We start from the raw sequence: 13211 nt of genomic DNA on the forward strand, positions 1-13211 counted from the left end.
CGGTCAGACCGCCCAGCAGCCGCAGCCGAACGCGCCCCAGAAGCTCTGGACATTGGCGGCTGGCACATTGGCGCCGAGCGCCGCGGCATGGTCGTGGCCGTGGACCGCGCAGGCCGAAGCGCAGCCGCAGGCCGAAGCCATCTTCTGCGCGGCTTCGGGCCGGCGATAATAGCCGCCGAAGGTGGCAACCGGCGACCAGTCGGGCATTGGTTTCGGCAGCGCAGGGGCGATCGGGCCGTAATCGCCCTCGCCGTGCACGACCTTGCCGCCGAGGATGGTCAGGACCGAACGGAGGTGGACGATCTCGCTCTCGGCGACGCTGAAATAATCGTCCGACAGCAGCGCGAGATCGGCGAGTTGGCCGGCCTTGATCTGGCCCTTCTTGCCGACCTCGTTCGAGAACCATGTGTTCTTTTCGGTCCACAGGCGCAGCGCGGTCTCGCGGTCGAGGCGGTTGCGCACAGGATAGAGCGTCGTGCCGCCGAGCGTCTTGCCGGTGACCAGCCATGACAGCGAGACCCAGGGGTTATAGCTTGCGACGCGTGTCGCATCGGTGCCCGCGCCGACGGGCAGGCCTGCATCCATCATCCGCTTGATCGGCGGCGTCGTTTCGGCGGCTTTCGCGCCATAGCGTTCGATGAAATATTCGCCCTGGAACATCATCCGATGCTGTACCGCGATACCGCCGCCGAGCGCTGCGATGCGGTCGATGTTGCGCTCGCTGATCGTCTCGGCATGGTCGAAGAACCAGTTGAGCCCCTTGAGCGGAATGTCCCGGTTCACCTTCTCGAACACGTCGAGCGCGCGAGAGATCGTCTGGTCGTAGGTCGCGTGAAGGCGCCAAGGCCATTTGCGTTCGGCGAGCAGGCGGATGACGGGTTCGAGGTCGGCCTCCATGTTCGGCGGCATGTCGGGGCGCTCGACCCGGAAATCCTCGAAGTCGGCGGCCGAATAGACGAGCATCTCGCCCGCGCCATTGTGCCGATAGGTGTCGTCGCCGTCGCCGGGTTTCACCTTAGTCGACCAGGTCGCGAAATCCTTGAGTTCCTCTTTCGGCTTCTGCGTGAAGAGGTTGTAGGCGATGCGCAGCGTCAATTCGCCGTCCTGGTGCAGCTTCTCGATGATCGCATAGTCGTCGGGATAATTCTGGTAGCCGCCGCCCGCGTCGATGACGCTGGTGACCCCGAGCGAATTGAGCTCGCGCATGAAATGCTTCGTCGAATTGACCTGATAGTCTTGCGGAAGCTTGGGTCCCTTGGCGAGGGTCGCGTAGAGGATCGTCGCATTGGGCTGCGCGAGCAGTAGCCCGGTCGGATTGCCCGCGGCATCGCGGACGATCTCGCCGCCCGGCGGGTTCGGCGTGTCCTTCGTATAACCGACGGCGCGGAGTGCCGCGGCATTGAGCAGCGCGCGGTCGTAGAGGTGGAGGATGAACACCGGCGTCTCGGGCGCGGCGGCGTTGATTTCGTCGAGCGTCGGCAGCCGCTTTTCGGCGAACTGATGCTCGGTAAAGCCGCCGACGACGCGTACCCATTGGGGCGGCGGCGTGTTCGCAGCTTGGCGTTTCAGCATCGCCATCGCGTCGGCGAGGCTCGGGACGCCCTCCCAGCGCAGCTCCATATTGTAGTTGAGACCGCCGCGAATGACGTGGATGTGGCTGTCGATCAGCCCCGGGATCAGACGGCGGCCCTTGGCGTCGATGATCTCCGCATCGGGCCCGGCGGCGGCGCGCACCTCGGCCTCGCTTCCGACGCTGAGGAATTTGCCCCCGCGGATCGCGACCGCTTGCGCGCTAGGATTGGCGCGGTCGAGCGTTGTGATCTTGGCGTTGAGGATCAGGATGTCGGGCATGTTGTTTTCCTTGTTCCGGGCCCATGCGTTGGTCGCGAGCAGCGCGGACGCGCCGCTTGCGAGAATGGTGCGGCGGTTGAGCTCGGTCATGGTGCAAATCCTTCAGCCTCTGCCTTTCGCCTGTTGATCGCTAGCGGCTGGAATCGGAGCGTGGCCCGCCAGCCCAGGATCAGGAACAGGAGAAGGGCGATGCCCTGAGCAATTGCGAAGGGTGGCTCGCTTTGTGTCGGCGCCAGGCGGTTGAGCGGGGCGATCTTCTGGAACGCCTGGGCAATGCTGACAAATACGAGGAAATAGAGGCTCGCCACCAGGCCTGCGGCGTAGACCCCGCGCCAACGGCCCGCGAGGCGGAAGCGATAGACCGCGAACAGCACCAGGGCGATGACGGCGAGCGCGATCACGCCAACGATGACGGCGGGCGTGATACCCTGGAACGGAAAGACATAGCCCGTGATGCTGACGGCCGCGGCAAGGATGAGAAACCATCGGGTCCAGCCGGGGTAGCCATCGCTTCGAAACAGGCCCGCAACCGCAACCACGCCGGCGCCGATCGCGGCGAAGCAGATCGCGGTATGAACCACGGTGATCAGCTGCAGATAGGTCATCGCAGATTCCTTTCGGGCATGGCCGCGTGCATCACCCTTGCTTGTCGGACTGATCCGGCCGCGCCGTGGGAAGCTGTCCCATCACATGCTCGGCGCATTCGGTGCGGACATATGCCGCCACTTCGTCGCCTCGCATCAGCCGCTTGGCGACGGGTACGATCTGTTCGCCGATGAGAATGCCGAGCAGGCCGACGAGCGCGATCACGGGCGGGGCGGGTGAGCGGACGTTGAGCCCTCCATAGATGCCGCCGACGAGCAAACCGACCGCCAGCGCAATCGCATAGGATTTGAAGTCAGCCATCGCGGGTCTCCGGAAGATGGGTGCGGGCCGGGCTAGCCGGCCCGCGAGGGTCAGGCTGCCGCGACCGGATCGAGGCGCTGCCCGTGCGCGACGCGCTCGTCGGCGCCGTGAACCATCGTATAGGCGTAATCGACGCCCATGCCGTAAGCGCCGCTATGCTCGCGGACGATCGCCATGACGCCGTCATAGCGTGCCTTGCGTGCCCAATCGCGCTGCCATTCGAGCAGAACCTGCTGCCAGGTCACCGGGACGATCCCGACCTGGATCATGCGCTGCATCGCATAGTCGTGCGCCGTCTGGCTGGTGCCGCCCGAGGCGTCCTCGACCATATAGATTTCGTACCCGCCCTCGAGCATCGCCGAGAGCGCGAAGCTGTTGTTGCACACTTCGGTCCAAAGGCCCGAGACAACGACCTTCTTCCGGCCGTTCTTTGCAAGCGCATCGCGCACCTTCTGGTCGTCCCAGCTGTTCATCGATGTGCGCTCGAGGATCGGATGCTCGGGGAACACGGCGAGCAGCTCGGGATAGGTATGGCCCGAAAAGCCGAGCGTCTCGACGGTCGTGATCGTCGTCGGGATATCGAACAGCTTCGCCGCCTTGGCGAGGCCGACGGTGTTGTTCTTGAGTGTCTGGCGATCGATCGACTGGACGCCGAACGCCATCTGCGGCTGGTGATCGATGAAGATCAGCTGGCAATTGTCGGGGGTCAGCAGTTCAAGTTTGGGGTCAGTCATGATTGGCTCCGTGGTCAGGCTTTGATGAAGGCGAGCAGGTCGGCGTTGATGGTGTCGGGGTGCGTTGTGCACATGCCGTGCGGGAGACCTTTGTAGGTCTTGAGCTCGCCCTTCTTCAGCAGCTTGACCGAGAGCGGCGCGGAGTCCGCATAGGGGACGATCTGGTCGTCATCGCCGTGCATGACGAGCGTCGGCACGGTGATCGCCTTGAGATCCTCGGTGAAATCGGTCTCGCTGAACGCCTTGATGCAGTCATAGTGCGCCTTGGCGCCGCCCATCATGCCCTGGCGCCACCAATTGTCGATGACGCCCTGGCTGACCTTCGCGCCCGGCCGGTTGAAGCCGTAGAAGGGGCCCGCGGGCACATCGTGGAAGAATTGCGCGCGGTTGGCGACAAGCGCCGCACGAAAGCCGTCGAACACCTCGATCGGCAGGCCGCCGGGGTTGGCAGGTGTCTTGAGCATGATCGGCGGCACGGCGCCGATCAGCACCGCCTTGGCGACGCGGCCCGGCTTCGCTCGGGCGACATAGCGCGCGACCTCGCCGCCGCCGGTCGAATGGCCGATATGCACCGCGCCCTTGAGGTCGAGATGGTCGGTCAGCGTGGCGACGTCGGCCGCGTAGGTGTCCATCTCGTTACCGGTGTCGGTCTGCGTCGAGCGGCCATGCCCGCGGCGATCGTGCGCGATGACGCGAAAGCCCTGCAGCCGGAAGAACATCATCTGGTTGTCCCAGTCGTCCGCCGACAGGGGCCATCCGTGGTGGAACACGATCGGCCGCGCGTCCTTCGGACCCCAGTCCTTGTAGAAAATCTCCGTTCCGTCCTTGGTCGTCACGTAATCCTGGCTCATTGGAGCATCTCCCGTCGAAGCTGAGTGTGAGATCGGCAGGGCCGCAGTGGCGCCTGCCTCCGCTGTTCCCGCGAAAGCGATTGCAGCCGCCATTCCGGCGGCCCCGCCGAGAAGCTCTCGGCGTTCGATCTGTGGTCCCTTGTTCATAGCCGTCCCTTCGTCTCCCATCGCGTCCTGCCTTCGAGGAGCCTATTCCAGCGCGATGACCTTGCGCCCGAAGATCCGCGCATCGATCGAATAGCCACCGGCCCCGATCATCGAGAGCGCTGCCGCGGCAACGCCATGCAGCAGCGCGGACAAGCCCAGCGCCCCACCGATATCGGAACCGATCCACACCGCCGCGACCAGGCCGCACGCCCCCGCGAAGCGCGTCAGGGCGCCGAGGACGAGCATCGCCGCGACCATAAAGATCGGCCACTCCGCCCACGGCGCCGCAGTCAGGGTTGCGCTGAATGCCAGCGCGGCCGCCACCGACAACCGGAGGAGCAGGAGAGCCCATCCAACCAGGCCCGTCGGATACTGAAAGAGGCTCCTGGTCACAGCTCGAGACTAGGAAGCGGGCCTGCCGTTCGCTATGCCGGAAAGGGGGGAAGCGCGACTACACTTTCGGGTTTGCCGCACGCTCGCCGCGCGGCGCATGGCCGCTCCCATCGGCAAGGATTTGCGAGGAGACGGGGACATCGGGATTCGCGGTGGGAAACGGGTTGGCGCCTGGCTGATCGGCGCGCTGATGCTCGCCATGATCCTGCCCGCGCGCGCGCTCGACCCTGAGCGCAAGCTCGCCCAGCTCCACCACACGGCGTGGACGATCGAGGATGGCGCGCCGCCCGATGTCTGGGCGCTCGCGCAATCGGCGGACGGCTTTCTGTGGCTGGGGACCGGGGGCGGCCTCTACCGGTTCGACGGCGTTCGATTCGAGGAGTTTCGGCCCGCTCCGGGCGAGCGCCTCCCTTCGGCCAATATCAACTCCCTTTACGCTGCTCCCGGCGGCGATCTCTGGATCGGCTTCGAAGCGGGGCAGATATCGCGGTTGCGGGGCGGCAGGCTGAAGACCTTCTCGCCAACCGGTAGCGGCGCGTCGGTCTTTCAGATTGCCGGCGATCGGAACGGCGGCATTTGGGCGGCGACGACGAGCAGAGGGCAGGGCGGACTTACGCACTTCGCCGGCGGCAGATGGACGATTGTGGGGCCTGAGCGCGGCTTGCCGCCCGGAGGCGTCTCGAGCGTGCTCGCTGCGCGCGACGGATCGGTCTGGGCCGCAACAGCCGGATGGCTATGGGTACTGCGGCCCAAGGCGCAACGCTTCGAGCGGACCCGTGAGCGAGCTCTCGATCGCGCGCGCATCTTCCAGGCGCGCGACGGCCGAATCTGGCTCTCGCCGGGCGGCAGCCTGCCGATCCATGCCATCGCGGATGCGCTTCAGCCGCCGGGACTCGGTGTTTCGCCGATGGCGCCCGTCGCGCCGGGCGTCGAGGGAAGCGGTGAGCAGCTCTGGGTCGATCGCGACAATGTTTTCTGGGGCGCACGGAGGGGCGGCGGCATTTTCCGGATTGCTCCCGCGCGGCACGGCACCGGGTCGACCGATTTGCCGATCGAGCGCTTCACGCTTGCCGACGGGCTGAGCTCCGACATCGCCAGTCCGCTGCTGGAGGATCGCGAAGGGAATATCTGGGTCGGTACCAATCTCGGCCTCGATCGGTTTCGCGCCACCAATGCGATCGCGGCGTCAGGCTTGCCCACCACGTCGCGCCAGGGTTTCCAGGCCGCAGCCGACAAAGACGGCGCCGTCTTCGTGGTCACGGGTGACCGATTGTTCAAGGTCCGTCCCGACCGCAATGCCGAGGTGATTACGCGGCTTGAACAGCGGCCTCGATCGATTCATGTCGATCGTGCGGGCAGCGTCTGGATCGGGTTCGATCGGGGCATTGCCCGTCTCGATGGCACGCGTCTCCGCTTCGTGACATTGCACGGGGGTGCCAGCGGCGCCGTTTTCGGCTGGCTCGAAACCCCGGGCGGCCTGCTCTGCGCATCTGTGCTCGGTCAAGGCATCTACTGTGACAGTCCGACCGGTTGGGTGCGCGCCCCGGCACCGCTCGGCACCCTGCAGCGCGCCCCGATACAGATGATCGCGGATAACGCGAACCGGCTTTGGCTCAATTACGAAGACCAGCTCGTGATGCTCGATGGTGCGCAGCGGCGGGTTTTCGAGGCAAAGCAGGATCTTGCGATCGGCAGCATCGAGATCGTTACGGCCCTCGATGACAAGGTCTACGCGCTCGGCGACTTTGGCTTGGCCTGGTTCGACGGACGACGCTTCCGGACGCTGCGATCCGATCGCCATCCCGCGCTGAGCCGCATCTCAGGCATCGCCAAAGGCGCAGACGGCGCGATCTGGCTCAACGGGCTCAAAGGTGTCGTTCGCATCCAGCCTGCCGATCTGGCTTCGGCTTTTGCCGGTCCCGATGGCGATCTGCGCGCCACGCTCTTCGATCTCGACGACGGTTTGCCGGGGGTCGCGCAACAGGATTCGAATACACCGACGGTAATCTCCGCGAGCGACGGCAGGCTGTGGTTTGTCACCAGCCATGGCGTCGCGTCGATCGATCCGCGCAACCTGTCGCAAAATCCGCTCCCGCCTCCCGTATCGATTGTCAGGCTCGTTGCCGGCGGGCAATCGTTCGCAGGACTTGCGACGATCGAGCTTCCTGCCGGAACAAGCAGCTTCCAGATCGACTATGCCGCGCTCAGCCTCTCGATACCCGAACGCGTGCGCTTCCGGTATCAGCTCGAAACCGTCGATCCCGGTTGGGTCGATCCGGGGCGGAGGCGGCAAGCCTTCTATACCGGGCTTGGACCTGGCCGATATCGGTTCCGGGTTATAGCCGCCAACAACGATGGAGTCTGGAACGATACCGGCGCGACGCTGACCGTCATCATTCCCCCGACGTTTCTGCAGAGCATCTGGTTCAAGATCATGATCGCCGGCGCGCTTCTGGCCGGTGCCTGGTGGCTCTATTCTATGCGCATGCGTCAGATCGCCGCGACGATCCGGCTGCAGCTCGAGGAGCGTTTGCGCGAGCGCGAACGCATCGCGCGCGAACTCCACGACACGCTGCTGCAGGGCTTTCAGGGACTCGTCTATCGCTTTCAGTCAGCGATCAATCAGCTCCCGAAGTCGCATCGCGCGCGCGCCGATCTCGAAGAAGCGCTGGACCTCGCCGACGTTGCACTCGCCGAAGGACGCGACCGCGTGCGCAATCTGCGGACCGGCCCGGTCGACGATCACGATGTCGCGCAGCATTTCGCGAACATCGCAGCGCAGAGCGACGCAGCGAACGGCGGTGCGTTTCAGATCGTCACCGAAGGACGGCCCCGTGCGCTTCAGCCGGTCGTCCGCACTGAAATTTTCCGCATCGGCGACGAGGCCATCCTGAATGCCATCCGCCATTCACGTGCGCAGAAGACGGTGGTGAATATCGTCTATCATCCGCGTGAATTCAGGCTTCACATCGACGACGATGGAATCGGCATCGCACCCGACCTGATCGAACAGGGAGGGCGGCACAATCATTTCGGCATGATCGGCATGCGCGAGCGGGCGGAGGTAATCCGGGGCCGCTTTTCGATCGCCAGCCGGCCCGGAAGCGGTACCCAGGTGACACTCTCCGTGCCGGCGTCCATAGCCTATCTGCAGAAGGGGAAAAGGAAACGCCTCTTCGGTTGCCGTGCCTTGCTCGGAAAGTGAATGATGCCCGCTCGAAAACCAGCGCCCGTGATCAAGCTGATGACGGTCGACGATCATCCACTGCTGCGCGACGGCCTCGCTTCGTTGATCCGCGCCGAATCCGATATCGAACTGGTCGCCGAAGCCTCGAACGGGATCGAGGCGCTCGAATATTACCGACGCTTCCAGCCCCACGTCACGCTGATGGATTTACAGATGCCCGAGATGGGCGGACTCGACGCGATTGCCGCGATCCGCTCCGAATTCGGGAGCGCGCGGATCATCGTGCTGACGACCTACGCCGATGAGAACAAGGCGGTGCGGGCGCTGAAGGCCGGGGCCGTCGGCTATCTTCTCAAAAGTGCGGTGCGACGGGATCTGCTCGACACGATTCGCGTCGTGCACGCGGGGCAACGCCGCGTTCCCCCGGACATCGCCTGCCAGATTGCGGCGCACCTCGGCGACGAAGACCTGACCGACCGCGAAATATCGGTGCTGCAACTCGCCGCCGGGGGCAACGCCAACAAGCAGATCGCCTGGCAGCTCTCGATCACCGAAGATACGGTCAAGGCGCATATGAAGAGCATCTTCGCCAAGCTCGACGCGTCCGATCGCGCACACGCGGTCGTGATCGCGGCCAAGCGAGGATTTATCGAAATCTAGTCGGCGTTTCCGGGCGCGCGACTGGCTAGCGCACGATTTATCGGTCTGCTGTCCTGAGCGCTGCAGGAAGCTGTCTCACATGGTCGACATTCGATTTGCGATCGCCAGCGCTTGCCGGATCAACGGCATCCGCTTGCGTTCAGTGCGGACCGCCAGATAGCCCTTGATCTCGATCAGCGACGAACGCGTATCGAGGGGCATTACGCGAATGCGGCTGTCGGGCGGGCATTCCTTCTCGAACATCAGGCTCATGCCGATCCCTTGCGCGACCGCCTCCCGGATCATCTCGCGCGTGTGCAGTTCCATCGTTCTGCCCGGTGCGATCTCCGCATCGGCGAGCAGGCGATTGACCGTCGCGAGCGTGCGCGAGGTGGATTCGCGAACCAGTAGCGTCTCGCGCGCGAGCCGCTCGAGCGGAAAGGCGGCAAGACCTTCGTCCGGCCAGGAGGCGGGCATGATCGCCACGAGCCGGTCGCTGTAAATCGGCGAATAGGTATAGTCGTTCTGGATTGTCGGTTCGCAGATGATGCCGATATCGACCTGGGCACGGAGCAACAGCTCGTTGGTCTGGAGGGCGTTGGCGATGGTGACACGGAACTGAGCGCTGGGCACTGCTGCCTTGAACGCCGCCATGAACTCGGCGGCATAGGGGGGCGAATCCGCGCCGAGGCGGAGCAGGGTGCCGCTGTCGATATCGTCCTCGCCGAGCAGCGCGCCGATCTCGTCTGCGACGGCGAACAGCTGCCGCGCCTTCTCGAATAGCTCCTGGCCGGCATTGGTCAGCGTGAGCGGCGGGCGGGAGCCTTCGATCAGCTTGACCTTGTAACGCTCCTCGAGCGCCTTGAGCTGCTTTGACAGCGTTGGCTGGGAAATATTCAGCCGTCGTGCGGCGCGGCTGACGCTGCGTTCGCTCGCGACCGCGTAGAACGAGCGCAGATGCAGGAAATTGATGCTCAAACCGACTCCCGCGGTGCGTGCGTCGCACCGTCTATGATCCCCATGCCCCCAATGCATTGGCGCTGATGCGCCGGGGCGATCAAAGCCCTGTGCCGCAGGATTGTTACAAGTCAGGTCACAGGCAACAGAATGGACAGCAATTTCGACGTGGCGGTGGTGGGGCGCGGGATCGTGGGTCTCGCTCATGCGCTCGCCGCGGCGCGCGCGGGCAAGCGCGTGGTGGTCGTGGATCGTCATGCGCGTGCCACCGGCGCCAGCATCCGCAATTTCGGCTTCGTTACTGTGACCGGCCAGGAGCGCCACGAGATGTGGCCCCTGGCGAAGCGCGCGCGCGACATCTGGGCCGAAGTGGCGCCGCGCGCCGGCATCGCGATCGAACAGACCGGCATGGTGCTGCCGGTACGCCGCGAAGCCAGCGTTGCGCTCCTCGAAGCCTTTCTGGCGACCGAGATGGGCGAGGGCTGCACGCTGGTGAACGATAGCGGGCTGCGCCAGCTCGATCCCGATACGCCCTTCGCCAGATGCGAGGCGGCATTGATCAGCCCCCATGAACTGCGCGTCGAGGCGCGCGCGGCGATCCCGGCGCTGGCCGAATGGATGGCGCGCGAGCTCGACGTTACTTTCGCGCCGCCGACAGCCGTGATCGCATGCGAACAGGGCCGCGTCGTCACCAGTGCAGGCGAAATACGCGCGGAGGCGATTTTCGTCTGCCCCGGCGACGATCTCAATGCGCTGTTCCCCCAGGTTATGGCCGAACATGCGGTCACTCGTTGCAAGCTGCAGATGCTGCGGCTCGCTGCACCCGGCTGGCGCATGGCGCGGCCGGTGATGAGCGACCTCGGCCTCGCCCGTTATGAGGGCTATGCCGCGCTCCCCGAGGCCGAGCCGCTCAAGGCCCAGTTGCATGCGGAGCAGTCCGCGCAGCTCGACGCCGGCATCCACCTGATTGCGGTCCAGTCGGCCGACGGATCCCTGGTGGTCGGCGACAGCCATGACTATGGCGACGCCCCCGATCCCTTCCATCACGACCGGATCGACGCGCTGATGCTCGAGGAGTTCGGCGCGGTGTTGGGCGCGCCGCCGCCAACGATCGAGCGATGGATCGGCGTCTATGCCTCATCGCCAAAGCAGAACTGGTTCAGCCGCACCGTCGCCTCCGATGTGCATGTCACCGTCGTGACAAATGGCGCGGGCATGTCGACCGCCTTCGCCATCGGCGAGCGGGTGGTCGGCGCGGCGCTCAACGCCCCGATCAAGGAGTTTGCATGATGTCCGATATCGTTGCGGTTCTGTTCGACTGGGCGGGCACGATGATTGATTTCGGCTCGCGCGCGCCGGTCATGGCGATGGCTCAGGTGTTCGAACGGGCAGGCGCTCCCGCCGACGAGGCGGTGATCCGCCGCTACATGGGCATGGCTAAGCGCGAGCATGTCGTGTCGATCCTGTCCGAACCCGCGATGGCGACGCGCTGGCGGGCAGCGAAGGGCGCGGATTGGCAAGAGCGCGACGTCGATGCGCTGATGATCGAGCTCGAGCCGGCGATGCAGGCCAGCGCCGGGGCGTGCCGCGAGCTGATCCCGGGCGCCGCGACCGCCGCCTCGGCGCTGCGCCACAAGGGCGTGATGGTCGGTTCGACCACAGGCTACACACGCACGATGATGGCGGAGATCATCCCCGCCGCAGCCGAACAGGGCTATTCGCCGGATGCGATCGTCTGTGCTGGCGAGACTGCGCAGGGCCGCCCCGCGCCGCTGATGCTGTGGGCGGCGATGGCGCAGCTGGGCGCCTGGCCGGCGAGCGGCTGCGTCGCCGTCGACGATGCGCCGGTGGGGATAACCGCGGGGCGAAATGCCGGGCTTTGGACGATCGGTGTGGCCGGATCGGGCAATGGCGTCGGCATGACGCATGCGGACTTCACTGCGCTGCCGCTCGATGCGCGGGCTGCACGCATGGCGCCGGTGGTTGACGCCTTTGCCGAAGCCGGCGCGGACTTCGTGATCGAGAGCGTCGCCGATCTCGCTGCCGCAATTGGCGCGATCGAGGCAGCACTCGCGAAGGGCGAACTGCCGGGTGCTCGACCGACCCGCACGCTTATCGAACAGCCGGTATGATCACGCTGGCCGCGACAGACGTGCCGGTGACGCGTCGCAGGAGGCTGAGCGAGCGCCTTGCCACCGCGCATCCCGTGCTGTTCGCGCTCTATGGCGGTCTCGCGGCCTTCGCCGCCTATTTCTCGATGTACGCCTTTCGTAAGCCATTCACTGCAGCGACCTATGCCGATGTGCCCGGCTGGGACGGGGTGATCGACTTCAAGATCGCGCTCGTGATCGCACAAGTCGCGGGCTACGCCCTGTCCAAGTTCATCGGCGTCAAGGTAGTCTCCGAAATGGCGGCCGGACGCCGCGGGCTGGCGATCGTCGGGCTAATCGGGCTGTCATGGCTCGCGCTCGTCCTGTTCGCGATCCTGCCGCCCGCATGGAAGGTGGCGGCGCTGTTCCTCAACGGGTTGCCGCTCGGCATGATCTGGGGGCTGGTATTCGGTTATGTCGAGGGCCGCCGCACCAGCGAGGTACTTGGCGCGATCTTGTGCGCGAGCTTCATCGTGTCGTCAGGAATGGTGAAGTCGGTCGGCCTTTGGCTGATGACGCAGCTGCAGGTCAGTGAGTTCTGGATGCCCGCTGCGACCGGCTTCCTGTTCTTTCCTGTGCTGCTGGCCGCAGTAATCGGGCTTGCCCAGCTTCCGCCGCCAACGCCGGCCGAACAGGCCGAGCGCATGGCCAGGCCACCGATGCCGCAGGCCGCACGCCGCGCCTTTCTGCGCGACTATGGGCCTGGCGTCGCGTTCATCGTCCTCGCCTATGTGATGTTCACTGCGATCCGCGATTTCCGAGACAATTTCGCTGCGGAGATCTGGGCCGATCTCGGTTACGCCGGCGTTTCGGGCATATTCACCGCGAGCGAATTGCCGATCGCGCTGGTCACGCTCGCGATCCTCGCCAGCCTCGTGTTCATCCGTGACAATCTGCGCGCACTGATGGTGATCCATGCCATCGTGGTGGGCGGCGCTGCGCTGATCGCGCTGTCCACACTTGCGTTCCAGGCCGGGTGGCTCGCGCCGCTGCCCTGGATGATCCTGTCGGGGCTCGGGCTTTATCTTGGCTATACCCCGTTCAACGCGATGCTGTTCGACCGGCTGGTGGCGGCGACGCGGCGGGCCGGGACGGCCGCGTTCCTGATCTATGTCGCGGACGCGTCGGGCTATGCCGGAAGCGTCGTGTTGACGCTGCTGCGTAACCTGCCCGGCGTGACTCTCGACTGGCTGCACTTCTTCATCTGGCTTGCCTATGCCGGCGCCGCGATGTGCTTTGCCATGGCGACCGTCTCCGCATTCTATTTCTGGAGCCGTCTCAAATAGTCGAACCGGAAACGCCAGTAAAAGGCGCGAACCATATGCATCACAACCTCGCCCGGCGACGCTGGGCGGGGTATTTTCGTACATGAATTGCGATCCGCCGTCTATTGCTG

Annotated in this window: 12 protein-coding genes; 5 read left to right on the top strand and 7 right to left on the bottom strand. The window is 65.2% G+C overall.

The features are described 5' to 3' along the window. Nucleotides 1-3 precede the first annotated feature (3 nt). The 6 genes from BDW16_RS19285 to BDW16_RS19310 all read right to left on the bottom strand — a co-directional run bounded on the left by BDW16_RS19285 (nucleotide 4) and on the right by BDW16_RS19310 (nucleotide 4882). The gene (locus tag BDW16_RS19285) at nucleotides 4-1941 is read right to left on the bottom strand and encodes an amidohydrolase (protein ID WP_066574013.1); all 1938 of its coding nucleotides are present in this window, start codon (nucleotides 1939-1941) and stop codon (nucleotides 4-6) included. Further along, nucleotides 1938-2456, bottom strand: coding sequence for a hypothetical protein (locus BDW16_RS19290; RefSeq protein ID WP_066574012.1), 519 nt, complete (start codon nucleotides 2454-2456; stop codon nucleotides 1938-1940). Before BDW16_RS19290 ends, BDW16_RS19285 begins: the two co-directional genes overlap by 4 nt. Before the next feature lie 31 nt (nucleotides 2457-2487). Then, a complete protein-coding gene (locus BDW16_RS19295) occupies nucleotides 2488-2757 on the bottom strand; it encodes a XapX domain-containing protein (RefSeq protein WP_066574010.1) in 270 nt (89 codons plus the stop codon). Between the two features lie 50 nt (nucleotides 2758-2807). Then, entirely contained in the window at nucleotides 2808-3491 is a 684-nt protein-coding gene (locus BDW16_RS19300) for a hydrolase (RefSeq protein ID WP_066574008.1), read from the bottom strand. A gap of 14 nt (nucleotides 3492-3505) precedes the next feature. Continuing rightward, nucleotides 3506-4342: an alpha/beta fold hydrolase gene (locus tag BDW16_RS19305; RefSeq protein ID WP_066574006.1), complete on the bottom strand. Its 837-nt coding sequence runs from the start codon at nucleotides 4340-4342 to the stop codon at nucleotides 3506-3508. Nucleotides 4343-4531: 189 nt separating this feature from the next. Beyond that, nucleotides 4532-4882, bottom strand: coding sequence for a hypothetical protein (locus tag BDW16_RS19310; RefSeq protein WP_100362804.1), 351 nt, complete (start codon nucleotides 4880-4882; stop codon nucleotides 4532-4534). A gap of 97 nt (nucleotides 4883-4979) precedes the next feature. On the opposite strand from BDW16_RS19310, the gene BDW16_RS19315 reads away from it, so the two are divergent. Both BDW16_RS19315 and BDW16_RS19320 read left to right on the top strand, forming a co-directional pair. Continuing rightward, on the top strand, nucleotides 4980-8087 hold the full coding sequence (locus tag BDW16_RS19315; protein ID WP_066574000.1) for a sensor histidine kinase: 3108 nt from the start codon (nucleotides 4980-4982) through the stop codon (nucleotides 8085-8087). 39 nt (nucleotides 8088-8126) lie between these two features. Further along, nucleotides 8127-8729 (top strand): response regulator, encoded by a 603-nt coding sequence (locus BDW16_RS19320; protein ID WP_241910312.1) that lies wholly within the window; start codon nucleotides 8127-8129, stop codon nucleotides 8727-8729. 75 nt (nucleotides 8730-8804) lie between these two features. Here the strand turns inward: BDW16_RS19320 and BDW16_RS19325 are convergent, their stop codons facing one another. Next, nucleotides 8805-9686 (bottom strand): LysR family transcriptional regulator, encoded by an 882-nt coding sequence (locus tag BDW16_RS19325; RefSeq protein ID WP_066573998.1) that lies wholly within the window; start codon nucleotides 9684-9686, stop codon nucleotides 8805-8807. A 129-nt stretch (nucleotides 9687-9815) separates the two neighbouring features. Here BDW16_RS19325 and BDW16_RS19330 point away from each other — a divergent pair, with 129 nt between their 5' ends. From BDW16_RS19330 to BDW16_RS19340, 3 genes are read left to right on the top strand one after another with little or no spacing between them, the layout of a single operon-like run. Then, nucleotides 9816-10955, top strand: coding sequence for a TIGR03364 family FAD-dependent oxidoreductase (locus tag BDW16_RS19330; RefSeq protein ID WP_066573992.1), 1140 nt, complete (start codon nucleotides 9816-9818; stop codon nucleotides 10953-10955). After that, nucleotides 10955-11797 carry a phosphonoacetaldehyde hydrolase gene (gene phnX / locus BDW16_RS19335; RefSeq protein WP_241230555.1) on the top strand — a complete coding sequence of 281 codons (843 nt, stop codon included), beginning with the start codon at nucleotides 10955-10957 and terminating at the stop codon, nucleotides 11795-11797. Before BDW16_RS19330 ends, phnX begins: the two co-directional genes overlap by 1 nt. Then, nucleotides 11794-13101 (top strand): DUF5690 family protein, encoded by a 1308-nt coding sequence (locus tag BDW16_RS19340; RefSeq protein WP_066573986.1) that lies wholly within the window; start codon nucleotides 11794-11796, stop codon nucleotides 13099-13101. Before phnX ends, BDW16_RS19340 begins: the two co-directional genes overlap by 4 nt. Nucleotides 13102-13211: the final 110 nt, after the last annotated feature.

The organism is Sphingomonas koreensis, assembly GCF_002797435.1.
GTDB lineage: Bacteria > Pseudomonadota > Alphaproteobacteria > Sphingomonadales > Sphingomonadaceae > Sphingomonas > Sphingomonas koreensis.